The organism is Myxococcus virescens (assembly GCF_900101905.1).
GTDB classification, from domain to species: Bacteria; Myxococcota; Myxococcia; order Myxococcales; family Myxococcaceae; genus Myxococcus; species Myxococcus virescens.
Genome location: NZ_FNAJ01000006.1, coordinates 414748 through 440569, shown reverse-complemented (window position 1 = coordinate 440569; position 25822 = coordinate 414748). Strand labels below are relative to the sequence as shown.

The window sequence follows — 25822 nt, the reverse complement described above, 5'->3', positions numbered from 1 at the left end:
TGACAGAGGGCTCACCACGATTCGTCCAGCAGATGTGTACGGGCCAGCACTGGCAGCGGCCCATTCTCGCGAGGCGAGAAACCGCGGCCCGCACCGCGGCCCGCCGCATCCGCGACACGCAGCAGGTCACGAGTCCCAGGACAGCGTGTACTCGCTGTCCAGCAGGGACGTCTGTCCGCCGCGCACCTGGATGTCCTGGGCGCCCACGGCCAGCAGCGCGCCTTCGAGCATGCCCTCGTTGTAGGCCACGGGGGTGAAGATGCGGCGCATGTGGATGCGGCCCGAGCGCGGGCCCGTCCACGCCACCTGCAGCTCTCCGAAGTTGATGGCCATGCGGTAGGCCTCGGGGAGCATCTCCACGAGGCGCTTGGGCTCGCCGCCCACCTGCTGCCGGACCTCGGCACCGAACATGGAGTTGATGAAGGCCAGCGTGCCCTGGACGCCGAGCTGCCGCATGGCCTCCTCGACACCGCCGAGCTGCGGTGCCAGCAGCCGGGCCGCGGAGAAGAACACGCGCATGAACGGCGGGACGGGGTAGAGCTCGGTGGTGTCCAGGTCGGCGGGGTAGTCACCGCCCTGCTGGATGGGAGCCACCGCCTGCTCACCGCCGAGGAAGCGCACGGTGTCGAGGACGGCCGCGAAGTGCATGCCACGAATGCCCTCGGACGCTTCCACGAGCGCGAGCCGCGAGCTCAGCTCGCGCTCCACATCCTCTGGCGTGTCCCACTTGCCGCGCTCCATGCTGACCTCCCGTCGGAGAACGCGCGGGATGCTGGCACAGCTTGGCCGCCCGCGCGAACTCCGGGCGGCCTCGGAGCGGAGCGCCCCACCTGTCACGTCCGGTGCGCGACGTGGCTCAGGGCGCGGGCTCGGCGGCCGGCTCGGCCGCTTCACGGCGCAGGCGCGCTTCGAAGACGAAGGTGCCGAAGGGGAGCAGCGACGCGAAGACGCCGCCCACCACGCGCACGAAGGACCAGCGGTAGGTGATGGCCGCCTCCATGAGCGCGAAGAGGTAGAGCACGAAGAGCAGGCCGTGGACCCAGCCGGTGAACTTCACGGCCTGCGGCATGCCCGCCGCGTACTTCAAGGGCATGGCGATGAAGAAGAGCGCGATGACGGACAGGCCCTCCGCGAGGGCCACGGCACGGAAACGTCCAAGAGGGGTCTTCAGCATGAGGTTCTCCCCCGCCTGTTTCCCACTCCCGGACGCCGTGGTCCATGAGTCATGGTGACGCAGGGGGGCTGCCTGGTTGCTTGCTCTCGGAGCGTAGTACGTTGGCGCGATTCGACGTCGAAGGGCATTGCTGGGGGAGGCACCATGAAGCACGGCTACCGCGAGGGCTGCCTGCTCCTGATGGCGCTAGGCATCGCGTGTTCGAGCGGGCGCAGCCACTACACGCATGAGGAGGTGCCCAAGCTCGGAGGCGAGGACGCGTTTCCCGTGGCGCCAGGGCCCTGGCCTCAGGTGCCTGCGGTGTTCTCGGATTCGGCCAACGTTCCAGACGACCTGGTCATCCCCACCCTCACTGCGTTGATGGCGCTCCCTGGCAGCGCCGGCGCATGCGATGCAAGCACGGGCCGCCCTCGTCCGGATGCCGCAGAGTATTGCGTTGCCCTCTACCGAACGCCGGAGGACTGGAGGGTGTCCTGGCCGCTTCGAAACGTGGCGAACGCATCCGGGACCTGCCAGCCACCGTGGGGTGGGGTCGATGATGCGGATTTCGGACGAGAACTGCCCATCTTTGGGTACGCGCACAACCATCCCTGTGGCTCCGGAATCAGTAGTCAGGATCTCTCGGTCTGGCCTCTTGCGAAATCCGGCGAGGGTGTTTGGATCATGGTCGCATATGGAACCACGCCCTCGGGGAAGCTGGCTCGTGACTCGAGAGGCCAGCTGATTCCAGCGTGGGGTTGGCTCGCCACGGGGCAGCGCGACGCGCCTCTCTTCTACAAATGGAATCAGCAGGGGCAGGTCTACCAATGGGATGAGGGAGGAAAGCACTGGCGGTTTCATGCGAACTGCCAACCTGGGCGGCCCAGCACGTTCCGGCCCCAAGGAGTCCCGCCTGACTGCACTCCAGCGCTACGCCAATAGCAGGGCCCAAGGTGCCACATGCTGAACCCCCACTACCTCATCGTACTCGTCTCATTGCTCGCGGACGGGGGAGCCCTTCCCGGACTCGCCGGTGATGCAGGAGCGGACGTGGGGACGACTTCACCCCGTCCCCATCTCGCTCCATCGCGCGCCGACGCAGGCACTGTGCCCACCCAGCCGACCGCCATCCCCTGGCCTGAAACGGAGCTGGAGCCTCTTGGAACGTTGGATGGTCCGGCGGTCCTGGCCGCTCACGCAGCGCTTCAAGAGGTCATGAAGCGCTTTCCGAAGACCTCCACGAAATCGTGTGCCTTCTCACCTCGCGCCCTGGAGTTCGTCGTGGGCTACCAGTCCGGGTGGTACTTCGTCCGGGTCAACCGCCGGGTCGACAAGTGCCCGGAGTTCGGCCCAGGTGTGACGCTGGAATACGACTGGTTCGAGCTGTATGCCGTCTCCCCAGAGGGACGCGTGGAGCGCTACCCCCACATGCCTTGAACCCTCACCCCCGCCACGACGGCAGCGCCACACCGTAGCGCGCCAGGTCCTCGGGGGTGTTCACGTTCGCCAGGGACCGGAGTGACGGATCCACCGCGCGCAGCACGGCCTCGGACAACAGCCGCGTGCGCACTCCGGACACCAACTCCCGCATCGACGGATCCGTCGCCAGTGTCGTCCCCCACGCTGGTGCCAACGCCGACCGGTACGCCGCGAGCAACGGCTCCAGCCTGCCCCGCGCCTCGAAGCACACCGCGTCCACGCCGTCATCCCGCGCGCCCAGCATCACCCGCAGGACCTCCGTCGTGATGAACGGCATGTCGCACGCCACCGCCACCACCCAGGGGGTGCGCGCGGCCACCAGCGCCGCATGGACACCGCCAGGCGCACCCTTGCCTGGCACCACGTCCGCCACCGTGCGCAACCCGAAGCGCGCGTAGGGCCCGGGCACGTTCGCCACCAGCAAGACGTCCTCGAAGCACGGGGCCAGCGCCAGGAGCCGCTCCAGCACCGTGCGCCCCTCCACTTCCAACAGCCCCTTGGGCACACCCGACAGGCGCCGGCTCTGCCCTCCCGCGAGGATGGCCAGCGTCACCTCCGGGAACTCCGTGCGGATCCGCTCCATGCTCGTGCCCCGTTCGCGCGCCTGCCGCGGCCACTCTATCTGTCCGCCCACGCACGCCCCCAGACGAAGTGGCCCTTGCCCTCGTGGACACAGCGGGCGCTCCACGACATAGGCTGCGGCGTTTCCATGCCCCTCACGCCCCTCGACTCCGCCCGGAAGGCCGCGCTCGACGCCATCGCCCCGGCGGCGCCTGAGCGCGTGCCGCTCCTCGATGCCCAGGGCCGGTTCCTCGCCACCCCCGTCACGGCCTCCCGCTCGCTGCCCGGCTGTGACAACTCCGCCATGGACGGCTGGGCCGTGCACGCCGAGGAGACCCAGGGCGCCTCCCGCGACCGGCCCGCGCGCCTGCGCGTCACCAGCACGGTCTTCGCCGGCACCCTCCCCTCCACGCCCCTCCGGCCCGGAGAAGCCGCGCGCGTCTTCACCGGCGCGCCCCTGCCCCCCGGCGCCGACGCCGTCGTCCGACAGGAGGCCACTCGCGCCACCGAGGACGGCGCCTGCGTGGACGTCTTCATCACCGTGCCGCCCGGCAACGACATCCGCCGCACCGGAGAGGAAGTCCTCACCGGCACCCCCCTCTTCGACGCGGGCCAGCGCGTGGGCGCCGCCGTGCTCGGCGTGCTCGCGTCCATGGGCACCACGGACGTCTGGGTGCGCCCCGCGCCGCGCATCGCCGTGCTCGCCACCGGTGATGAGCTCGTCCCTCCTGGCACGCCGGCCCTGCCCCACCAGGTGTACGAGAGCAACCTCGTCCTCGTGGCCGCACTCGCCCGCGAGGCCGGCGCGGAGGTCCGCCAGCTCGCCCGCGCCCGCGATGACGAGGGCGCCCTGCGCGATGCGCTCACCCGACTGGCCCCGCAGGTGGATGTCCTCATCACCACCGGAGGCGCCTCCGTGGGTGACAAGGACCTGGTGAAACGCGTGCTCGCCGCGCTCGGCGCCCGCTTCTTCGTGGACGGCGTCGCGCTCAAGCCCGGCAAGCCCGTGGCTGTGGCCCGGCTGGGTGACACCTCCGTCGTCGTGCTGCCCGGCAATCCCGGCGCGGCCACCGTGGCGTTCGACCAGTTCGCGCGCCCGCTCCTTCTCAAGCACCAAGGTGTGTTGGAGACGCGCCGCCGCGTCCGCGCCCACCTCTCCGAAGCACGCCGCAAGCAGGCGGGCCTCACCTACCTCATCACCACCACCCTGGAAGCCCGGGACGGCCTCGCGCCGCGCGCCGTGCTCCGCCCCCAGGGCGCCGGGCAGATCCTCCAGAACGTCCACGGCGAGGGCTGGGCCCTCCTCCCACCCGGCCGCGCGGACTTCGCCGAAGACGACCTCGTCGACGTCGAGCTCTTCGACCGGCCCACCTTCACCCCCGTGGGCGCACTGGCATGAGCCGCGTGCCCGCGCTCAGCGTGGTGAGCTGGTCCGGCGCCGGCAAGACGACGCTGCTCACCCGGCTCGTTCCCGAGCTCGCCGCGCGAGGCCTGCGCGTGGCCGTGGTGAAGCACTCCTCCGACGCCCATCCGCTGCACCGGCCCGGCAGCGACACCGCCCGCTACCAGGACGCGGGCGCCGTGCTCACCGGCTTCGCCACGCCCACGGGCGTCCAGCTCACGACGGCCACCGCGCTCTCCGACGCGCTTCCATCGCTGCTCGAGCGCTCCGCGGGCGCCGTGGACCTGGTGCTCGTCGAAGGCTGGAAGGACGGCCCCCTCCCCAAGCTGGAGGTATGGCGGGAGGGTCTGGGCCCGCCGCTGGCGCCCTCACGCCCGGAGGTCCTCGCGGTGCTCTCCTTCGAGCCCGCACTCCCCACGGACTTCCCACCCGGCCTGCGCGTGCTGCACCCCGACGACGTGCGCGCCGTGGCGGACCTCATCCTGGCCCACCTGCGCCCGAGCCGCCCCCCCCCCCTGCCCCTCGTGGAGTCCCGCGGCGTCACGCGCCGCTTCGTCCAGCGGTGGAACGGCGCCACGCTGCTCCCGGCCCAGGAGGACGACATCGCGGTGGAGGAGCCTCTGGAGATTCGCGTCAGCGGAGACTCGGTGGCCACCACCATGCGCACGCCAGGACATGACCGCGAGCTGGCCACCGGCTTCCTCTTCGCCGAGGGCATCCTCCAGAGCGTGGACGACCTGGGCGGGCTGGCACACTGCGGACGGCCAGGCGAGGAGGGCTTCGGCAACGTCATCGAAGTCACCCCCGCCGCCGGCGCCTTCCTCGACGTGGAGCGCGTGAGCACCGCCCGCCGGGGCACCCTCACCACCTCCGCCTGCGGCGTGTGTGGCCGGCGCAGCGTGGATGACCTGCTCGCCGTGTGCCCGGCCCTGCCGCCCGGCCCGGTGCTCCCCCCCGACGCCGTGGCCCGCGCCACCGAGCGCCTGCGCGACGTGCAGCGCAACTTCGCCCGCACCGGAGGCGTCCACGCCGCCGCCGTGCTCGACGCCGACGGCCACCTCCTGGCCGCCCATGAGGACGTGGGCCGCCACAACGCCGTGGACAAGGTGGTCGGGACGCTGGTGCTGGCCGGCACCGTGCGGGGTCCCCGGGCCCCCCGCCTCCCGCTGACGCGTCAGCCCGCGGTGCTCGCCGTCAGTGGACGCGTCAGCTTTGAGATCGTCCAGAAAGCCGCCATGGCCCGCATTCCCATCGTCGCGGGCGTCTCCGCCGCCAGCTCCCTCGCAGTGGATCTGGCCCTGCGTTCGGGCATGACGCTGGCCGCGTTCGCCCGGAACGAGCGCTTCAACGTCTACACTGGGCTCGAACGCCTGTCGCAGGTGTAACCCCTTGAAACTCCTGGAGCCCTTCCAGGGACCACCCGGCGACTGGCATCATCCGTGCCTTCGCGTCAGAGCGGCACCGTAAATGCAAAGAAACCGTGACGAAGGAAACGCGGGCAGCCGCGGTGAATCACGATGTGTTGGTGACGCTCGGTGAACTCGAACCTGGGTAGGGCGGTCGCAAGATTTCACATGCGGTCACGTCTTAGTGACGCGGCAGGGGTTGCACCTCGCCGCGATATCAGGCAAAACAGGTTTCCTTCCGACTTGAACATTTCTAGCCTCAACGGCGACCTCTGCTTCAACTGCACGAAAGTGAGCAGAGGGGGGTGGACACGATGAGCGGCGCAACGGCAAGTGCGGCGGTGGTCGGTGCTCCTGGGTCGGCCAACGCTCAGGGACAAGCAATTGAAGAGGTGCAGGGGCCGCCCAAGCTGGCCCCAGGGTTCGCGGCGAAGCTGAACCTCACGGTGGACCTCGTGCTGCTGTCGTCGGTGCTGGTGGGCTCGGCGTGGCTGAGCGGCGAGCTGTCGGCGGAGTCCGGTTGGAAGGTGTCTGGGCTGGTGCTCGCGGCGTGGGTGGTGTGGATCGTGACGGGCACCGCGCTGTGCCTGTACGACTCGCGCTTCGCCGAGCGCAGCAAGCTGGACCACGTGGCGCTGGTGTCGGTGACGACGCTGGCGGTGGTGACGGTGCTGACGCTGGGCAGCGTGGCGATGCCGGAGGTGGTGACGTCGCCGGTGGTGGGCCCGCTGCTGTTCATCTTCTGGCCGGTGACGCTGCTCCTGCGCCTGTTCGTCTTCCGCCCGGTGGCCTCGCAGGAGCGCCCCATGGACGCGGTGCTCATCGTGGGCACGGGCGCCATGGGCCGCTACACCGGTGAGGACCTGGCCAACCGGGGCCGCCGGCAGATTCTGGGCTACGTGCGCTTCCACGACGACAACGGCTCCGTGGGAGAGCTGCCCGGCCCGGTCATGGGTTCGGTGGACGACCTGGAGCACATCCTCCGCAACACCGCGGTGGATGAGGTGTACATCGCCGGCAACACGCTGAAGCAGGGCGAGTCCATGCAGGCGGCCATCAAGCTGGCCGAGCGCTTCGGCGTGCCCTTCGCGCTGCCCGCGCACAGCTTCCGCCTGGACCGCGCCCGCCCGGTGGAGCGCCGCGCGGTGGCGGACGGCTTCCTGCACTTCGCGGCGGTGAGCCCCAAGCCGCACCAGATGGCGATGAAGCGCCTGTTCGACATCTGCGTGTCCGCGGCGGCGCTGTGGGCGCTGCTGCCGCTGTTGGGCATGGTGGCGCTGGCGGTGAAGTTCACCTCCAAGGGCCCCATCTTCTTCAAGCAGCTGCGCGTGGGGCAGAACGGCAAGCCCTTCTACATGCTGAAGTTCCGCTCCATGGTGGTGAACGCCGAGGAGCTGAAGGAGAAGCTGGCCGCGCTCAACGAGCAGACGGGCCCCGTCTTCAAGATGAAGCACGACCCGCGCATCACCGGCATCGGCCGCTTCATCCGCAAGTTCTCCATCGATGAGCTGCCCCAGTTCATCAACGTGCTGCGCGGGGAGATGAGCATCGTCGGGCCGCGCCCGCCGGTGCCCACCGAGGTGGCCAAGTACGAGACGTGGCAGCGCCGCCGCCTGTCGGTGCGTCCTGGACTCACCTGCATCTGGCAGGTGTCAGGACGGAACCAGATCTCCTTCGAGGAGTGGATGTACCTGGACATGCAGTACATCGACCACTGGAGCCTGACGAGCGACCTGCGCCTGCTGCTGCAGACGGTGCCGGTGGTGCTCACGGGCCGCGGCGCCAGCTAGCAAGCCTTCAGGCAACCCAACCTTTGCGGGGGCGGCATTGACGTGCCGCCCCCGCTCGTTTTCTATGCACCCGGGCAGTCCTGGCCGGCGCCGGGTCCGCACGCTCCCACCGTGAACAGTCCCAGCCATTCCATTTCGCAGGACGCGGGCGAGCGCGAGCGCTCGCATGAAGCGATGGGCGCGGTGCGCAACGGGCTCCAACTCGGCGGCTCGCTGCTGGCCACGTACGCCATCGCCATGGGCGTGCGCTTCCTGCTGCCGGCCCACCTGGGACCGGAGAGCTTCGGGCGCTTCAACTACGCCGACAGCTTCTCCGCCGTCTTCTTCATCGCCACCCACCTGGGCCTGGAGATGTACATCCGCAAGGAGGTGTCGCGCCGGCCCGAGCACGCCAGCGACTTCTTCGGCAGCACGCTGCTGCTGCGGCTGGGCCTCACCGCGGTGCTGATGGGCGCCATGGCGCTGGTGATGGCCCACTTCGATGAGCCGGCCGAGGTGCGCCAGCTCGTCTACGTCTTCGCGCTGGCCCAATCGCTCATCATCATCAACGCCTCCGTGGCCGCGCTGCTCCACGCCAAGGGCAAGGTGGCGGGGCTGTCCGTCTCCAACATCGTCACCAAGCTGGTGTGGGGCGGCGGCCTGCTGGCCGTCGCCGTGGCGGGCCTGCCGCTGCCGTGGCTGGCGGTGCCGCTGGTGGCGTCGGAAGCCGTGAAGCTGGGCGTGGGCTGGTACCTGGCCCGCGAGCACATGGGGCTCACCTTCAAGGTGGACGTGCCGGCCACGCTGAAGGTGCTCAAGGCCAGCCTGCCCTTCTTCATCACCGGCGCGGCGCTGGCGGCCAACGGGCGCCTGGACGTGATGATTCTGGGCATGGTCTCCAGCCACGAAGAGGTGGGCTGGTACGGCGCGGCGTGGAACATCGCGGGCCTCACCTTCTTCCTCAACCCGGTGTTCGGCTGGGTGCTGATGCCGCTGGCGTCCCGCGCGGCCGAGCGCTCCGAGGCGGAGCTGACGAACCTGACGCGCCGCTCGCTGGAGGGCACGCTGGCCGTCACCGTGCCCATGATGATGCTCATCGTCCTGGGCGCTCCGCTGTGGGTGGGGCTGATGGGCGGCGCGTTCTCCGAATCCGCCATGCCGCTGCGGCTGATGTCGCCGCTGTTCGTGCTGGCCTTCGTGACGATGAACGCCGGCCTGTGGCTGACCATGACGAACCGCGAGTGGTGGGTGACCATCACCAGCGTCATTGGCAGCGTGGTGCTGATCCCCCTCCTCAACCTGCTGCTGATTCCGCTGATGCTTTCGGCGCTGGGCAACGGCGGCGGCGCGGCGGGCACGGCGCTGTCCATGCTGCTCATGGAAATCTGCGTCACCATCAGCCTGCTGGGGCGCATGGGCAAGGCGGCCTTCGACGCGCGCCTGGTGTCCATGATGGCCAAGACGGCCGTCATCTGCGCGGCCATCGCCGTGCTGGACCAGACGCTGCTGGCATCCCTGAACCCATGGGTGCGCATCACCGTGGAGGCCGTGCTGTACATCGTCGCGGTGCTGGCCACCGGCGCGGTGCGCCCCGGCGAGGTGCTCCAGGTGGTGCGCATCGCCCGCCGCCGTGGAAACCCCGCGCCCGAGGCCGCGCCCACCCCGTGAGGAGAGTTCCGCCGCTCATGCCGTCCACGCACCGCCAGCTGCCTTCCGCCCCGCGCCACCCCTGGCGCTCGTTCGCCGCCTGCGCCGCGCTGCTGCTGCTGGCGCCCGCCTGCCGGGGCCTGGGCAAGTACACCTGGGTGGATGACTACCAGGAGAAGCCGCCCCCGGTGGACTCGGCGTACCGCATCGCCGCGGGCGACCTGCTCAACATCCGCGTGTGGAACCAGGAGTCGCTCACCACGCAGGCCCGCGTGCGCGAGGACGGCCGCATCAGCCTGCTCTTCCTGGACGACGTGGAGGCCGCCGGCCACACGCCGGCCATGCTGTCGCAGCAAATCCAGACGCGGCTGAAGGACTACATCAACCACCCCGTCGTCACCGTCGCGCTGGAGATGGCGCGCCCCATCAAGGTGACCATGGTGGGTGAGGTCAACCGCATCGGTCCGCTGGAAATCGACCCGGGCGCCAGCCTGCTGCAGGCCCTGGCCGGCGCGGGCGGCTTCACCGAGTACGCCCACAAGGACCGCATCTTCGTCATGCGCCAGGAAGAGGGCGCCGCGCCCGAGCGCATCCGCTTCCGCTACGACGACCTCATCCACGCCGAGGGGCGCGCGCCCACCTTCCGCCTGCGCCCCGGTGACGTGGTGGTGGTGGAATAACCCGTGCTGGGGACGGTCCTCACCGTCGCGTTGCTGGAGGTGTCCTCCGCCTCCGTCAGCTACGCCACGGCCGCGCGCGTCGACTCGCGCCTGCGCTCCAACGAGGACCCCGCCCCCGAGGCCCCCCGTGTCGCCGGTGACACCGACGTCACTCCGCTCCTGGGCCTGGAGATTCGCGAGGGCAACACCGCGCTCCAGGTGGAGTACGCCCCGCGCATCAGCCTGCGCGAAGTCACCGCCCGCGCGCGCACCGAAATCCAGCACATGGGCCGCCTGGCCGGCCTGTGGCGCCCCGAGCGCGGCTTGTCCCTGCGCCTGTCGGAGGAGCTGGTGCTGGGCAGCGTCAACCTCCTCACCACGGACCTGGGCTCCCTGCCCGGCGGCACACCGGGCACCCCTGACGGACCGCTGCCTCCGCCCGGAAGCGGCGGGCCCCTGCAGCCCCTGCCCCAGGCGGACACCGTCTACTTCCTCTCCTCCGCGACGACGCTGACGGCGGACACCGGCTGGCTGGGGCGGCGGTGGAACCTCACCGGCTCCGGCGGCTTCTCCATCAGCGGCGGCCTGGACGGGCCCGCCCGCGAAGCGGTGCCCATGCAGTATGGCCCGCGCGCGGACGTGTCCCTCAGCCATGCGCTGTCACCCCTGAGCGCCATCACCACCTCCGTGGCCTTCAACTCCGCGCGCTTCTCCACCGGGGCGAACAACACCATCGTCACGCTGCGGGAGGCCTGGGGGCACCGGGTGGACAGGCGCACCTCCCTGGAGGCCGGAGCGGGCGTGAGCGTGGTGCACGCCATCCCCGTGCCCCCCGGCGAAGGCGAGCCCGAGCCCGGCCCGCTGGACGCGCCCCGGACGGAGCTGCTCCCCAACCTGAATGTCGGGGTGAGCCACCGGGTTCCCTCGCGCACCGCGGACTTCAATGGCCGGGCGGACCTGCGGCTCGTCCCCTTCACGGACCGGCTCACGGCGCGCGTCTACCCTCGGGCGGACCTGACGCTGACGGGGACCTGGGCCCTGGGGCCCCGCGTGCGCGTGTCCGCCATGGGCGGCGGCGCCGCGGCCGTCGGCGGAAGTCGTGGGGACAGCATCCTTTCCGGAGGCTTCACTGGTTCCTGGATTCTCACACGGTGGGTGTCCGTGGATACCGACCTCCGCGGGACGTGGAGCCGCTCGCCCGAACTCCCGACGGCCCGGCTGACGTGGGCTGCGACGCTGGGCCTGTCCGTGCGGCAAACTGGTATTCTCTGAGGGCTGGCGCCATGGCGAAGCTCATCTTGATGTCCGTCCTCATCCTCACCATCGCCCTGCCAGCCAAGGCGGCGAGGGATCCGCATCCGATGCGGGGGCTGAAGAAGGCCATCCTCTGGTTCGTCCTCTTCAACGCGGCATACACGTATGGCGTCCTCGTCTGGGTGCCACGGCTCGGGTTCGGCTGAGCGAGTTTCAGAAAGGTTGACGACGGATGGAGTCCGACCTGCACACGGTCCTCTTGGTGGAGGACGCCCCCTTCTTCCGGAAGATGCTGGGCGACTACCTGCGGGACATGGGGTTCAAGGAGGTCGTGGAGCTGCCCAGTGGCCGCGCCGCGCTCAAGCACCTGGAGACGGCCGCGCGTCCCGACCTCGTGTGTCTGGACCTGACGCTGCCGGACATCTCCGGCTATGACCTCTGCGAGCACATCCGCCGCTCGGCGACGATGGCGGACGTGCCGGTGCTGGTGGTGAGCGCCCGGGACTTGCCGGAGGACAAGGCGCACGCCGAGGAGGCCGGCGCCAACGGCTACCTGGGCAAGCCCTTCACCCAGGAGGAGTTCACCCGGCGGGTGCAGTCGCTCCTCAAGAGCACTGGGGCCAGGAGGGCGCCGTGACGGTCCCCGCGCCCGGGGCTCCCGGGCCGCGCCCCCAGCTGGTGCCGCCGCGACCCGCGTTCACTCCGGAGCTCCCGGAGACGAACGCACCCGCGGACCTCATCGACTGGGGCTTCGCCATCGACGCGGTCTTCTTCTTGAAGAACGCGGTGCTGCGGCACTGGTTCCTCGCCCTGGTGGTGATGGGCGCGGTGTCCGCCATGGCGGTGGGCGTCAGCAAAATCATGCCGCGCAAGTACCGCGTGGAGACGCGGATGCTGACGCAGCGCAACTTCATCATCTCCTCGCTGGCCAACCCCGGGCGCTCCATCCCGGTCGACGCGGACCAGCCCACGCGCGCCGCGTGGGAGATGGTGATGAAGCACGACAACCTCAAGTCCATCGTCGCGCAGGCGAAGCTGGTGGAGTACTGGGAGCTGCAGCGCTCGCCGCTGAGCCGGCTGAAGGAGAAGGTGCTCCGCAAGCCGCCCAAGCCCATGTCGGACGAGGACAAGCGCGACGCGCTCACCGCCATGCTGGAGCAGGCGATGATTGTCGGCGTGGAGGGCGGCACGGGCACCGTCTCCATCGGCGTGGAGTGGAGCGACCCGCAGCTGGCGCTCAACATCGTGCAGGCCGCGCAGCAGAACTTCCTCGACATGCGCCAGGCGGCGGAGATGGGCGCGGTGCAGGAGGCCATCACCATCCTGGAGAAGCAGGTGGTGGACGAGGCCGCGGGCATCCAGCAGGCCATTGGCCAGCTCAACGCGGCGGTGAAGCGCGTGGAGGCCCGGCAGAAGAAGGAAGAGGAGAAGAAGGGGCGGCGGGGCGGCGCCGCCGCCGCGGCCAACGCCGCGCTGGGCATCAACACCGACCACCTGCTGGCGCAGATGCGCTTCATGATTCAGACGAAGCGCCGGGCCATTGGGGACGTGGAGGACTTCCGCTCGCGGCGGCTGACGGAGCTGCGCAACCAGCTGTCCGAGCAGCGCGTCATCTATTCGCCGCAGCACCCCATCATCACCGACCTGGAGCAGCGCATCTCCTCGCTCCAGGAGGATTCGCCGCAGTTGATTGCGCTGCGCTCGGAGATGACGGAGCTCATCAACGAGTACGTGCGCAACGGCGGTGACCCGGGTGAGCTGGAGTCCGGGCTGGCGACGGCGGCCATGGGCGGCGCGACGTTCGGCGGGCCGGCCACGTCGGATGACCCGGAGGTGTCGGTGGCGGCGGACCGGGTGCGCATGCTGGTGATGCGGCACCAGGAGAAGATGCGGCGGCTGGACCAGGCGCGCACGGAGCTGGAGATTTCCCGCGCGTCCATGAAGCACCGCTTCAGCGTGCTGTCGCCGCCCACCTTCCCGGAGCGGCCGTCCAAGCCGAAGGTGAAGCTCATCGTCGCCGCGGGCGTGGTGGGCGGAATCGGCATGGGCATCTTCGCGGCGCTGGCGCTGGACATCATCCGCCGGCGCATTCTGGAGAAGTGGCAGGTCGAGCGGATTCTGAAGCTACCCGTGCTGGCGGAGCTGGAGCGGCGCTGAACAGCGCGCTCGGGGGTGCATGTCGTGACATCGTGGACGTGGCTGGACGTGGCGCTGTGCGTGGCGCAGCTTCCCGTGGCGGTGGCGTGTGGCTATCTGCTGACCCTGACGCTGCGCTCCTATCGGCCCCAGCCGCCGACGACGCGCATCGGGCCGCGGAAGTTCGACATCATCATCCCCGCGCACAACGAGGAGCTGGGCATCGCCCGGACGGTGAAGAACCTGTCCGAGGTGGACTACCCGGCGCACCTTCGGCGCATCATCGTGGTGGCGGACAACTGTTCCGACGCGACGGCGCAGAAGGCGCGTGAGGCAGGCGCCTTCGTCCTGGAGCGGCAGGACACGACGAAGCGTGGCAAGGGCTACGCGCTGGCCCACGCCTTCGAGTTCAGCCAGCAGGACGGCTTCGCCGAGGCGGTGGTGGTGGTGGACGCGGACACGGTGGTGTCGCCCAACCTGCTGACCGCCTTCGCGAAGCGCATCGAGGGTGTCGAGGGCAAGGAGGTCGATGGCGCGAAGGGCGGGCTCGAAGCCGCGCACGCCATGCAGGCGCACTACGGGGTGATGAACCCCACGGCGTCCTGGCGCACGCGGCTGATGACCATTGCCCTGGGCATGTTCCACAAGGTGCGCTCACAGGGCCGCGAGGCCCTGGGCGTGTCGTGCGGCCTGCGCGGCAACGGCATGTGCTTCACGCACCACGCGCTGGCCAAGGTGCCGCATGACGCCTTCAGCGTGGTGGAGGACCTGGAGTACGGCATCCGTCTGGCCCGCAACGGCTTCCGCGTGCACTACGTCTGGGAGGCGGAGGTGCTGGGGGAGATGGTGTCCGGCGAGAAGCAGAGCCGCTCGCAGCGTCAGCGCTGGGAGGGTGGCCGCGCGCAGATGCGCAAGCTGCACGGATGGCCGCTGCTGAAGGATGGACTCCGGAAGAGGGACGGCACGCTGTTGGACATCGCCATGGACGTGCTGGTGCCGCCGCTGAGCCAGCTGGTGCTGGCAGCGGTGGGCTGCATGGTGATGGCCGGGGCGTTCGCCTGGTGGTCCCACAACCCGATGCCGTGGGCGCTGGGCGTGGCGGGCTTCAGCGTGGCCAGCCTGGGGGCGTATGTCCTGCGCGGCTGGTGGGTGTCTGGCGTGGGCGTTCGCGGCCTGCTGGACCTGGCCTGGGCGCCTGTCTACGTGGTGTGGAAGGTGTGGCTCATGCTGCGCGGCCCCGGCGCGGAGAAGCGCGGCGAGTGGGTGCGGACCTCGCGTGAGGGCGAGAACCGGTAGCGGGCGGCGTGCACGAAACTCAAGTTGGACTTGAGTTTCGTGCAGTCGAGCGTGGCGACTTGCACGAAACTCAAATTGGACTTTAGTTTCGTGCGTGGGAACGGCGCGACGCGGCCAGCCAGATTGGGACCGGCTCTTCGACATCGTCGCGGGGCAATCGGGCCTGTTCACGGCGCAGCAGGCACTGGAGGCGGGATATTCGCCGCAGGTGCTCGCCCACCACGTGGGGGCCGGGAGGTTCCACCGTGTGCGTCGTGGCATCTACCGGCTGGTGCATTTTCCGGCCGGTGAGCACGAGGACCTCGTCGCCGTCTGGCTCTGGTCCGAGCAGCAAGGTCTGTTCTCCCACCAGACGGCCCTGGCGCTCCACACCCTATCGGACGCCCTGCCGCATCGAGTGCACCTGACGCTGCCGGCCGACTGGAAGCAGCGCCGATTCCACGTTCCTGCCGGCACCGTGTTCCACCATGCAGTCGTCGGCAAAACGGAGCGCGTCTGATTCGGCCCCATCCCTGGGACTTCACCGCACAGAACGCTGCTGAATTACGGTGCGGTGCAGGTCTCCCCCATCTGCTGAATCAGGCCATCGCGCTGTTGTCCGATAATACGGACGCTGTGCCACCAACTGCGCTACGTAGAAATTGAGGGGTGGCTCTACCCCTGCCGACTACCTATGCAAGGTGATAGACGCATGAAGCAGGGCCGTGTTCTTCCAGCCCAACATGCGAAAGTGGAACACCCAAACCTCTCTGATGTGCCTCTTCGCCACCCTCGCGCTGGGTTGCTCCAGCAGCGCCACTGGGACCGCCAGCCGCCGCGATGCGTACGCGCTCGCGACCTGCTCTGACACCGTGTCGTGCTGCATCCAGCGCAACCCTGGCATCCCCGAAGCGTGCGGCCTCACGGCGAGCGAGGCCGCCATGTACATGGCTGGCGTCAAGACGGCCATGGACGAGGCCGCCAAGGAAGAAGAGGCACCCGTCATCTGGGACGACGCCCACAACGGGGACCTTCCCGAATGGCGGCGCGAGTGCATTCGGTTCTACGGCGACTGCAAGACGGAGCCGGGGTGGACAGGCCCTTGCTACGAGTGCCTGCGCCGCTGCGAGGCCCAAGAAGAGTGGCCCGTGTCGATGTGCAAGCCCGGAAGTAAGACGCGGAGGAAGTAATGGACGACAGCCCCGATTGGGACCCGGTGCGCGCCCTCGCACATGGCGTGTTGAATCAAGGCATCCCGCTGGAGTTGACGGATGACGTGCGGAGCTTGCTCCGGCGCACCGCGCGAGAAGTCGCCATCAGCGACGCGGACACCGCGCTACAGACCGAGGCAGGCGCAACAGAACTTCTGCGAGAAGCCATGCGCCGAATCAAGGATGGCTCTTGGCGCCTGATGCGCGCGCTTCACCGCATGTACCAGCACAAGCGCGCGGGTGACTTCGACAGCGCCCGCCAAGAAATGCGGGAGGTGCTCGCCGAAGAAGTGGTGCCCTTCTACCGCGACGTTGCAGCCGGGCAGCTCGAAGACCTCGACGACGAGCCGTAACGGCGACAGGAGCGAGACTGACACCCCTCCCCCGTCGTGCTCAGGAGCCACCGTCAAGGCCGCGCACAACGTCAGCGATGGGAGGACGGGCGCAGTTGCGCAGGCTGTCTTGCATGAGACTCGAGCTGGACTTTAGTTTCGTGTGTAGGAACGGCGCGACGCGGGCAGCCGATGCGGCTTGGGAGGAGGCAACGCGGATGGGCGTGCGAACCAAGGGACGACGTAGGCTCCACCGGGAAGGCCGCCTCTTCATCTGGTGGGTGGACGCAGCGGATGGACCGGAAAAAGTCCTGCACGTCATCGCGGACGACAAGCGGTTCCACGTCCAGTATCCGCTGGAGCAACCCGCCGAGGAGGGCTTCCTGGCCGTCGTCGGCCGGGAGTTTCCAGGACTCCCAGACGCAGGCAGTTGCTGGATTCGAGTGCGAGTCCCCACCTGGGACTCCACCGCCGTGGGCCCCGGCTTCGTTCGCCGCCTCATCGACTGGGCGTTGACGCCGGACAAGCCGCTCCTTCGGGTGGATTGGCGCGGCAAGCCCGAGGAAGGCGGCGATGCCCCTTCCCATTGACCTGCCGGACATCAACGCGGCGATGACCTCGGCATCGTGATGCGTGGATGGAGCTCGGGCCTGCTCGCGGGCGATGCCTTCACGCGAGGTGTCGAGCGTTGCCAGCAGCTCTCGATGTCCACCGGCGTTGACCCGCCTGCTCCTCCAACGGCTCAGGTTCACCACGGAGCCCACGGAGGTTCTCGACGTGGCGACTGTCTTGGCGGCCCACCCAGACCCGTTCCAGCCCCGGCACCCTGGCGCGCGATTGATGCTGGAACCGTGATGAAGAGGCGAGGCGCCCATGACGTTCGTCACGAGCGCTCTCTGGAAGATGGCCACCTCTTGTTCCTCCGAGGTGGCCCACGATGCATTCCGTCGCTCGCAGTGTGCGGTGCGTCTTCCTGCTGTTGTTCGCCCTTCCCTCCCTGGCCCAACCCGATGCCGGCGGACATCCGAACACCAGCACCATCATCGGGACGGTGCGTAACGCATATCGGCGCGTTCCCGTCGCCAATGCTGTCGTGACCGCGAGTTCCCCCAACCTCCAGGGGGAATTGAGAGTCTCGACCAATGCACAAGGGAGCTACCGCATCCCGCAGCTCCCACCGGGTGAGTACACGCTCACGTTCGAGAAGGAAGGGTTCAAGCCCTACACACGCTCGGCCATCCAACTGCGTCTCGACCGGACCATCCGGGTCGACGTGGAACTCCTCTCAGCTCTACCCGCGGAGCTGGTAGGTGTCGTCGGCGCTCCACCGACCATCGACGTGGGCTCCACGACCATGGGCGTGAACGTCGACCAGGAGTTCATCAAGCGCGTCGCTGTCGCCCGTCCGGGCGGCCGGACTGGCGCGACCCGCGTCTACGAGCCCCCCGATGCGATGAGTCGCCCCCACGGTGTGTCCCTCAACGGTCCACCGGCGTCCACCCTGCCCGCGCAGCCGCTGGGCCGTCCGGGCCCCCCGAAGCCTCAGAGCACGCCTCGGTTCGTCCGCAGGGATGTCGAGCCTCCTGCACCCGCAGTGGCGCCCACGCCGATCTCCCCCTTCCACATGTACTTCCAGGGGTACGGGGTCAATCCCACCGTCAACACGGAGGAGGAGCGCTTCTCCACCTTCTCCGTCGACACGGATTCCGCGTCGTACACCCTGACGCGGGCCTACCTGGAGCGCGGCGGTCTGCCCAATGAACAGGCCGTCCGCGTGGAGGAGTTCGTCAACACCTTCGACTACGGCTACGCGCACCAGGGCAGCGCGCCCTTCAGCGTCCAGGTGGAAGGGTTTCCGTCCCCCGTGCGCAAGGGCTACCACGTGGTCCACGTCGGCGTGAAAGCGCGGGAGGTCAGCCGCCCGCAGCGCAAGCCGAGCCACCTCGTCTTCGTCATCGACGTGTCCGGCTCCATGAACCTGGAGAACCGGCTGGGCCTGGTGAAGCGCGCACTGCACCTGCTCGTGAACGGACTGGATGAGCGCGACCAGGTCTCCATCGTCGTGTACGGCTCCACCGCGCGCCTGGTGCTGGAGCCCACCAGCGCCGTGCACGCACACGTCATCCGCGCCGCCATCGACAGCCTACACACCGAGGGCTCCACCAACGCCCAGGCGGGCCTGGAGATGGGCTATTCGCTCGCGGCCTCCCACCTCGTGGAGGGCGGCATCAACCGCGTCATCCTCTGCTCGGACGGCGTGGCCAACACCGGGCTCACCGACGCCAACAGCATCTGGGAGCGCATCCGTGCGCGCGCGGCGAAGGGCATCACCCTGTCCACCGTCGGCTTCGGCATGGGCAACTACAACGACGTGTTGATGGAGCGCCTGTCCCAGGTGGGCGAGGGCAACTACGCCTACGTGGACCGGATTGAAGAGGCGCACCGCATCTTCGTGCGCGACCTCACCGGCACGCTCCAGGTGGTGGCCAAGGACGTGAAGCTCCAGATGGAGTTCAACCCGCAGGCCGTGTCCCACTACCGGCTGCTCGGCTACGAGAACCGCATGCTCACCAAGGAGCAGTTCGCCGATGACCGCGTGGACGCGGGTGAAATCGGCGCGGGCCACGCCGTCACCGCGCTCTACGAGGTGAAGCTGACCGAGCCCTCCGCGTCCTTCGGCACGCTGCGCATCCGGTACAAGGCGCCGGAGGGCGGGGACTCGAAGCTCATTGAGAAGCCCCTGCCGTCGAGCGTCCTCCGTCCCACCTACGGCCGCGCCACGCCGCCCACGCGCCTGTCCTATGTGGCCGCCGCCTTCGCGGAGAAGCTGCGTGGCTCCTACTGGGTGCGCCCGCTGACCTACGACGCCCTGTTCTCCTTCTGGGAGGAGATTGGCGAACCGCTGAAGGCCCGCGATGACGTGACGGAGCTGGGCGCCCTCATCCAGAAGGCCCGCGCCCTGGACCACCGCGAGGACCGCTTCGAGGCCTTCGCGCCCGTGAGCACCATGGACTTCGACCGCGTGCCCACCCTGCCCTGAGTCCCGCGCACGCGCCTGGTGCGGTCCTTCCGCCAGGCGCGGGCGGCGCCCATTCCTCAGGGCACCGAGGCCTTCGCCAGTAGGGCACCCAGGGCGCTGGCTCGCGGGAAGCTGGCCTCGAGATCAGCTAGGAACAGCTCCATGACGACCTGGGTGAGTGGAGTCCGCGAAACGAACGGCATCAACATTCACTACCTCCGGACCGGAGGCGCCAACCCTCCCGTCGTTCTGCTCCATGGACTGATGGGGAACGGCGCCTGCTGGACTCCTTTGGCGCGTGTGCTCGAAGGTGAATTCGACGTCGTCATGCCCGACGCCAGAGGACACGGCGGTTCGAGCACGCCTCACCACAGCTACCGGTACGACGACCACGCGAACGACGTCGTGGGCCTCATCCGCGGCCTGGAGCTCTCTAGCCCGGTCCTGCTTGGCCACTCGATGGGCGGAATGACCGCCGCGGTGGTGGCGAGTCGAGGGACGGGGGGCCTCCGCGGCCTCATCCTGGTTGACCCGACATTCTTGAGCCCCGAGCGCCAACGCGAGGTGCGCGACAGCGACGTCGCCGACCAACACCGCCGGGCCCTCGGCTTGCACAAGTCTGACCTCGTTGCACAGGCCCGAGCCCGCAACCCGCATCGCTCGCCCGAAATCATCGACCTTCTTGCAGAGGCGAGACTGAACACCCGCCTGGGTGCCTTCGACGTTCTCACGCCGCCCAACCCCGAGTATCGCGACGTGGTGAGCGCGATTGACGTCCCGACCCTCCTCGTCATTGGAGACCGCAGCCCCGTCGTCACGCTCGAGATGGCAATGGAACTGCGGAGCCTCAACCCACGTGTGCGAATCGAACAGGTACAGAACGCCGCCCACGGTCTTCCGTTTGATCAACCCGAGCGACTGGGCGCCGTGGTCGTGCCGTTCTTGCGCGAGCTGACCTAAGGAGGTCTCCAGAAATTCTCTAACCCATCGCGCAGCCAGAAGCCCTCGACGAGGCAGCCTGCCTTGCGGAGGGCTCCCTGGGACGAGATGTCCAGCAGCCGCCAGGTGCGCAGCTTCGCCAGGGCCCTTGCCCTCTGCGATGCGCTTGATGGCCAGAAGGCGACGGAAGTGGCGAGCGTCGCGTGCCTGCCGCAGCGGCTACTCCAGCTCCCGCCTGTCATCTGCTGCCAGCCCCAGTTCGGCAGGGCTCCTTGCCGGTCGCATCTCCCAGAAGTTGTGCATGCGACCGGGATTGGGCTCGGAACTTCTGGCGACCTACTGAGACCACCGCGAGGAACGCTTCGAGGCCTTCGCGCCCGTGAGCACCATGGACTTCGACCGCGTGCCCACCCTGCCCTGAACCCCATGCCCGCGCCTGGCGTGATGCCCCACCATGCGCGGGGTACCTCCGCCAGGCGCGAGCGCAAGCTCCCGTCAGCGCGCCGTGTCCAGCCCCGCCGCGAAGAGCACCGAAGCCTCAGCGAGCTTCACCGTCTCCTGCTGCTTCAGGTGAAGCACTCGCATGTCCTTGAGCGAGCGGAACGCGTCCAGCAACTCCAGGATGCCTCCGCGCCCCTCGCGGTAGGCGTCCTCGGCCATCCGGCGCACCGTGGGCAGCCGCTCCACCACGTCATGCTCCAGCCGCGCCAACGCGCCCTTGCGTCCCTCCAGGACGGCGTGAGCCCGGGACAGCTCCGCGCGGGCCTCGGCCAGCTCCGCTTCCAGTGCGCGGGCCTCGGCCTGCATCTCCGCGGACGCGCGGGCCACGGCGCCCTGGTTCCGGTCGAAGAGCGGCAACGGCAGTCCCACGCCCACCAGGGCGATGGTGCTCTGCTCGTTCCGGGTGAACAGGACCCCCGCCGCCACGGATGGCACCGGCAGCCGCTCCCTGCGGGCCACGTCCAGACCACCTCGTGCCACAGCCTGCCGCGCGCGCGCCGCCACCAGCGACGGCCGGCGCTGCTGGGCGGACTCCCACAGGAGCGGCAGGTCTGGCAGGGATTCGGTGGTCCGCAACGAGCCCTGCGCCTTCGGGTGCCACCCTTCCATGCCGAGCAACGCGGCCAGCCGTCCGGAGGCGTCGGCCACGTTGGCGCGCGCGTTCAACACCTCCACCTCCAGCGCGCGGCTCTCCACCTCGATGCGCTCCACGTCATAACGGCTGGAGTCACCCGCCGCCGCCCGGCCCTTCACCACCTTCTCCACGCGCCCCAGGTCCACCGCCGTCTCCTCCAGCACGCGCAGTTCCTCCTGGTTCGTCAGCAGCGCCGCGAAGGCCTCGCGCACGGCCAGCGCGCGCTCCGCCAGTGAGGCGTTCACGCGCGCCTGCTCGGCGGACACGTTGCGCTCCGCCAGCTCGCGGCGCACGCCGCGCTGCCCGAAAATCATCAGGGGCTGTTCCAGCGACAGCTCGTGCACCACCGACGAACCGGTGTTCACGCCCGCGGCCAGGAGCTGCGTTCCGTAGCTGAACGAGGGATTGGGCAGGATGCTCGCCTCGATGCGGTCCGCCGCCGCTACGGCAATGCGCGAGCGCTCCGCCAAGGCCCACGGGCTGCGCTCGTCCAACAGCGACAGCGCCTGCTCCAACGTGATGTGCTCCGGAGGCGCCTCCTCGGACCGCCGCTGCTCCTGCGTGAGTGAGTCCCGAGGAGTATCGGACCGCGTCTGCGCGAGCAGGAGTCGGTCCGGCGGGGTATCCGACCGGTTCTGCGCCAACGCGAATCGACCTGGAGGCGGCGTATCGGACCGCCGCTGCTCCTGAGCAAGCCGGTCCGGCGATGTCGCCTCGGACCGCCGCTGCTCCTGCGTGAGTCGCGCCGGCGACGGAGTATCGGCCTGCTCCGCCCGGGCAGGCCCGGCCATCAACAGACACAGCACACCCCATGCGGTGAAGTACCTCATTCCGTCACCTCCGCCTCGCCCTGATCGCCTTCCGACACCAACGACAACCATGGAACGTCCTCTGTGCTGAAACCTCGCTTGGCACCGCATGGCTCCGTCTCCGGCACCGCCCAGTGGGCACGCACCGGCATGAAGCGCTTCAGGCCACCGTTCGCTGAACGCACACCGCTTCGCAGAACGGGTCCGAAGACGGCGTCGCGCCGAAGAGCATCGATGCTCCAGCGGTGCCGGGCCTTTCGGCCCGCCATGCCTCGCCGTGCACCACCAGGAGACCTCCGGACTCTCGCCCCAATGAAGCGCCTCATGCCGCCACCTCACCCTGACGCCAGTGACCGCCGGCGAGTCCTCCGAGCCGCGCCTCACCACCACTCCCGCCTGGCGGCCCCACCACTGACGCCCGCTGAGCGCCCGTCCCGTTGAAGCGCCTCACGCCGCCACCCCCGCGGTGCCCTGCTCCGCGCCGTGCCCCTTGGAACCGATGTGCTCCACGCCGGAGTCCAGGTCCTCGTCCTCGTCGTCCCGCGAGCCCGTGGAGGCGGCATGCTTCCCTACGATGACGGAGTAGAAGGCCGGCAGCGCGAACAGCGACACCAGCACCGCCGTCACCAGTCCGCCGATGATGACCACCGCGAAGGGCCGCTGCGTCTCGCTGCCCGCTCCGCTGGAGAGCGCCGCCGGCATCAACCCCAGCATCGCCAGCAGCGCCGTCATCAACACCGCGCGGAAGCGACTGGACGCGCCCGCCGGCAGCGCGGCCTCCAGGGACTCCCCCGCCTTCCGCCGGTCATCCACCGCGCTCACGACCAGCAGCGACGCCAGACACACCTGCCCCAGCAGCGTGATGAAGCCCACCGCCGCGCTCACCGACAACGGGATGCCCGTGACGGCCAGCGCCAGCACGCCGCCACACATCGCGAAGGGCGCCCCCGCCAGCACCGCGCTCGCGCTCCGCATGGAGCCCAGCGCCGCGTAGAGCAACGCGAACACCACCAGGAAGGAGATGGGCACGATGACCGCCAGCCGGCCCAGCGCGCGCTCCTGGTTCTCGAACTCGCCGCCCCACTTGAGGAACGTGCCCTCCGGCACCGTCACCTCGCGCTCCACGGTGGCCATGGCCTCCTGGATGGTGGAGCCCATGTCGCGCCCCTCCACGTTGAACTTCAGCGCCAGGGTGCGGCTGTTCGCCTCGCGGTTGATGCTCGCGCGGCCCAGCGCCTTCTCCAGCCGCGCCACCTCGCGCAGCGGGACGTGTCCGCCACTGGCGGTGGGCACCAGGATGCCGCCGATGCGCGCCTCGTCGTCACGCTCCGTGCCCGGCAGGATGACACGCACCGGGACGGGCCGCTCCTGCTCCCACAGCTCCGTCACCACCCGGCCACCCAGGGCCGTCTCCACCAGGTCCTGCGCGGTGGACACGTCGATGCCGGCACGCGCCAGCGCGGGACGGTCCAGCACCACCTGGAGCTGCGGCACGCTGGAGTCTCGATAGAGCCCCAGGTCCACCACGCCCTCCACGTTCTGCAGCGACGTGACGGCCTGCTCCAGCGTGCCGCGCATGGCCGCCAGGTCCGTGCCGAAAATCTTCAGCACCACCTTGCCGCGCACGCCGCTGATGGCCTCCTCCACGCTGTCCTTGATGGGCTGCGAGAAGTTGAAGCTGACGCCTGGAATCTCCAGCAGCGAGGCGCGCATCTCCCGCACCAGCCGCTCCTTGTCCCAGCCCTTGCGCCACGTCTCCTCGGCGTTGAAGCGGACGAACGTCTTGCCCATATTGACGGCCTCGTTGTCCGTGCCGTCCTCCGGGCGCCCCTGCTCGACGAGCACCTCCTTCACCTCCGGGAAGTCCAGCAGCCTGCGCCGCACCTCCAGGAGGAGGTCCGCGCCCTTGCCCAGGGAGATGCTGGCCGGCATCTCCACGAAGATGTTGATGTCGCCCTCGTCCAGCTCCGGAAGGAACTCACTGCCCACCCGCGAGCCCACCACGCCGGTGAAGAGCACCAGCGCCGCCATGCTCGCGAACACCAGCGGCTTGCGCGGCATCAGCCACGTCACCGCGCGGCCGTAGCCTTCCCGCAGCGTGGTGAGCAGCTTCGGCTCCTTCACCTCCGCGTCCTTCGGCCGAAGCAGCAGCGCGCACAGCGCGGGCACCACCGTCAGCGCGAAGACGAGCGCGCCCACCAGCGCGAAGCTGTACGTCAGCGACAGCGGCCGGAAGATGCGGCCCTCCACGCGCTCCAGGGTGAAGACGGGGATGAGCGCGGCGATGATGATGGCCATCGCGAAGAACGTCGGCCGCGCCACATCCAGCGCCGAGCGCAGGATGAGCCCCAGCATCTCCTTGCGCCGCCGGGGCCGCTGCACCCCTGCCTCGTGCAGCACGTTCTCCACCAGCACCACCGCGCCATCCACCAGGATGCCGAAGTCGATGGCGCCCATGGAGATGAGGTTCGCGGGCAGGCCCACCATCTTCAGGCCGATGAAGGCCGTCAGCAGCGCCAGGGGGATGACGGACGCGACGATGAGCGAGCAGCGCAGGCTGCGCAGGAACAGCCACGCCACCGCCACCACCAGCAGCGCGCCGTGCAGCAGGTTGTGGTGCACCGTGGACAGCGTGTGCCCCACCAGGTCGTTCCGGTCATAGAAGGGCTCGATGCGCATGCCCTTGGGCAGCACCCGCGAGTTCAGCTCCTCCACCTTGGCGTGCACGCCCTCCAGCACCGTGCTGGGGTTCTCGCCCCGGCGCAGCAGGACGACGCCTTCGGTGACGTCCATGTCCAGGTTGTGGCTCACCGAGCCGCGACGCGGCGTGTGCGACGCCACCACCCGCGCCACGTCGCCCACCGTCACCGGCGTGCCGTCCTCGCTCTTGAGGACGATGCCCTGCACGTCCCGCGCGTTGCGCAGGTAGCCCACACCGCGGATGAGCAACTCCTGGTCGCCCTGGCGCAGGAAGCCGCCGCCCACGTTGCGGTTGGAGCGCTCCAGCGCCTCGGTGACGTCCGCCAGCGTCAGCTCGTGCGCGAGCAGCCGCGACGGGTCCACCTGGACGTGGAACTCCTTGAGGAAGCCGCCCAGGCTGAGCACGTCCGCCACGCCGGGCACCTGGCGCAGGTGCCGCGCGATGTTCCACTCCATCTCCGAGCGCGTCTCGGTGAGGGTGTGCCGGTCGCTCAGCACGCGGAACTGGTAGATCTTGCCCAGCGGCGTGGCCTCGGGCGCCAGCCGCACGTCCGCGCCGTCCGGCGTGTCCGCGTTGGACATGCGCTCCCCGACGATGGTGCGCGCCTTGAACGGGTCCACGCCGTCATCGAAGGTGAGGAAGATGAGCGACAGCCCGAAGAGGCTCTCGCTGCGCATCTGCACCATGCCCGGCGTGCCGTTGAGCACACGCTCCAGGGGCACCGTCACCTGCCGCTCGATTTCCTCGGGCGCCAGCCCAGGCATCTGCGCGATGACATTCACTTGGAGATTGGTGACATCCGGAAACGCCTCCACGGGCGTTTCGAGATAGGCCTTCACACCGAAGAGGCCGATGCCCAGCGTCAGCAGCAGGACGGGCAGGCGGCTTCGGACACAGAACGCGATGAGTGCTCGCAGCATGGGTAGGTGTCCTCG

The 25822-nt window shown here is 69.3% G+C and carries 22 protein-coding genes; 17 read left to right on the top strand and 5 right to left on the bottom strand.

What is annotated here, in order from left to right; translation table 11 throughout:
* Window positions 1-126: 126 nt before the first annotated feature.
* Both BLU09_RS20415 and BLU09_RS20410 read right to left on the bottom strand, forming a co-directional pair.
* Window positions 127-741, bottom strand: coding sequence for a DUF2378 family protein (locus BLU09_RS20415; protein WP_216612114.1), 615 nt, complete (start codon window positions 739-741; stop codon window positions 127-129).
* Window positions 742-856: 115 nt separating this feature from the next.
* Window positions 857-1174, bottom strand: a complete 318-nt coding sequence (locus tag BLU09_RS20410) for a DUF3817 domain-containing protein (RefSeq protein WP_090491215.1) — start codon at window positions 1172-1174, stop codon at window positions 857-859.
* Between the two features lie 1194 nt (window positions 1175-2368).
* Between BLU09_RS20410 and BLU09_RS20405 the strand changes: the two genes are divergently transcribed.
* Window positions 2369-2590: a hypothetical protein gene (locus BLU09_RS20405; RefSeq protein WP_244171891.1), complete on the top strand. Its 222-nt coding sequence runs from the start codon at window positions 2369-2371 to the stop codon at window positions 2588-2590.
* Between the two features lie 4 nt (window positions 2591-2594).
* On the opposite strand, the gene mobA is transcribed toward BLU09_RS20405, so the two are convergent.
* A complete protein-coding gene (gene mobA / locus BLU09_RS20400; RefSeq protein ID WP_090491213.1) occupies window positions 2595-3215 on the bottom strand; it encodes a molybdenum cofactor guanylyltransferase in 621 nt (206 codons plus the stop codon).
* A gap of 126 nt (window positions 3216-3341) precedes the next feature.
* On the opposite strand from mobA, the gene BLU09_RS20395 reads away from it, so the two are divergent.
* The 16 genes from BLU09_RS20395 (at window position 3342) to BLU09_RS20325 (ending at window position 20263) form a co-directional block, all read left to right on the top strand.
* Window positions 3342-4592 (top strand): molybdopterin molybdotransferase MoeA, encoded by a 1251-nt coding sequence (locus BLU09_RS20395; RefSeq protein WP_090491212.1) that lies wholly within the window; start codon window positions 3342-3344, stop codon window positions 4590-4592.
* Entirely contained in the window at window positions 4589-5980 is a 1392-nt protein-coding gene (gene fdhD, locus BLU09_RS20390) for a formate dehydrogenase accessory sulfurtransferase FdhD (protein WP_090491211.1), read from the top strand. Before BLU09_RS20395 ends, fdhD begins: the two co-directional genes overlap by 4 nt.
* A gap of 326 nt (window positions 5981-6306) precedes the next feature.
* Window positions 6307-7791, top strand: coding sequence for an exopolysaccharide biosynthesis polyisoprenyl-phosphate hexose-1-phosphate transferase EpsZ (gene epsZ, locus BLU09_RS20385; RefSeq protein ID WP_090491210.1), 1485 nt, complete (start codon window positions 6307-6309; stop codon window positions 7789-7791).
* 111 nt (window positions 7792-7902) lie between these two features.
* Entirely contained in the window at window positions 7903-9438 is a 1536-nt protein-coding gene (gene wzx / locus BLU09_RS20380) for an exopolysaccharide biosynthesis flippase (RefSeq protein ID WP_090491209.1), read from the top strand.
* 17 nt (window positions 9439-9455) lie between these two features.
* Complete coding sequence (epsY, locus tag BLU09_RS20375; RefSeq protein WP_186817873.1) at window positions 9456-10097, top strand: exopolysaccharide export protein EpsY; 642 nt, start codon at window positions 9456-9458, stop codon at window positions 10095-10097.
* Window positions 10098-10100: 3 nt separating this feature from the next.
* Window positions 10101-11348: an exopolysaccharide export protein EpsX gene (gene epsX, locus BLU09_RS20370; protein WP_090491207.1), complete on the top strand. Its 1248-nt coding sequence runs from the start codon at window positions 10101-10103 to the stop codon at window positions 11346-11348.
* An 11-nt stretch (window positions 11349-11359) separates the two neighbouring features.
* Window positions 11360-11536 (top strand): hypothetical protein, encoded by a 177-nt coding sequence (locus BLU09_RS38820; protein ID WP_011557330.1) that lies wholly within the window; start codon window positions 11360-11362, stop codon window positions 11534-11536.
* A gap of 26 nt (window positions 11537-11562) precedes the next feature.
* Window positions 11563-11967, top strand: a complete 405-nt coding sequence (gene epsW / locus BLU09_RS20365; protein ID WP_090491206.1) for an exopolysaccharide biosynthesis response regulator EpsW — start codon at window positions 11563-11565, stop codon at window positions 11965-11967.
* Window positions 11964-13487 carry a PCP family exopolysaccharide biosynthesis protein EpsV gene (gene epsV, locus BLU09_RS20360; RefSeq protein WP_090491205.1) on the top strand — a complete coding sequence of 508 codons (1524 nt, stop codon included), beginning with the start codon at window positions 11964-11966 and terminating at the stop codon, window positions 13485-13487. Before epsW ends, epsV begins: the two co-directional genes overlap by 4 nt.
* Before the next feature lie 15 nt (window positions 13488-13502).
* A complete protein-coding gene (epsU, locus tag BLU09_RS20355; protein ID WP_090491204.1) occupies window positions 13503-14762 on the top strand; it encodes an exopolysaccharide biosynthesis GT2 family glycosyltransferase EpsU in 1260 nt (419 codons plus the stop codon).
* 94 nt (window positions 14763-14856) lie between these two features.
* Complete coding sequence (locus BLU09_RS20350; RefSeq protein ID WP_244171889.1) at window positions 14857-15261, top strand: type IV toxin-antitoxin system AbiEi family antitoxin domain-containing protein; 405 nt, start codon at window positions 14857-14859, stop codon at window positions 15259-15261.
* Between the two features lie 223 nt (window positions 15262-15484).
* Window positions 15485-15931: a hypothetical protein gene (locus BLU09_RS20345; protein ID WP_244171888.1), complete on the top strand. Its 447-nt coding sequence runs from the start codon at window positions 15485-15487 to the stop codon at window positions 15929-15931.
* Window positions 15931-16305, top strand: coding sequence for a DUSAM domain-containing protein (locus BLU09_RS20340; RefSeq protein WP_090491203.1), 375 nt, complete (start codon window positions 15931-15933; stop codon window positions 16303-16305). Before BLU09_RS20345 ends, BLU09_RS20340 begins: the two co-directional genes overlap by 1 nt.
* Window positions 16306-16502: 197 nt before the next feature.
* Complete coding sequence (locus tag BLU09_RS20335; RefSeq protein WP_090491202.1) at window positions 16503-16874, top strand: hypothetical protein; 372 nt, start codon at window positions 16503-16505, stop codon at window positions 16872-16874.
* A 347-nt stretch (window positions 16875-17221) separates the two neighbouring features.
* Window positions 17222-19324 carry a YfbK domain-containing protein gene (locus tag BLU09_RS20330; protein ID WP_090491201.1) on the top strand — a complete coding sequence of 701 codons (2103 nt, stop codon included), beginning with the start codon at window positions 17222-17224 and terminating at the stop codon, window positions 19322-19324.
* Window positions 19325-19465: 141 nt separating this feature from the next.
* Complete coding sequence (locus tag BLU09_RS20325) at window positions 19466-20263, top strand: alpha/beta fold hydrolase (protein WP_090491200.1); 798 nt, start codon at window positions 19466-19468, stop codon at window positions 20261-20263.
* Window positions 20264-20737: 474 nt separating this feature from the next.
* Here BLU09_RS20325 and BLU09_RS20315 read toward each other — a convergent pair whose 3' ends face one another.
* Together BLU09_RS20315 and BLU09_RS20305 are read right to left on the bottom strand one after the other, a co-directional pair.
* Entirely contained in the window at window positions 20738-22207 is a 1470-nt protein-coding gene (locus tag BLU09_RS20315) for a TolC family protein (protein ID WP_244171887.1), read from the bottom strand.
* 426 nt (window positions 22208-22633) lie between these two features.
* A complete protein-coding gene (locus tag BLU09_RS20305; protein ID WP_090491198.1) occupies window positions 22634-25807 on the bottom strand; it encodes an efflux RND transporter permease subunit in 3174 nt (1057 codons plus the stop codon).
* Window positions 25808-25822 lie beyond the last annotated feature (15 nt).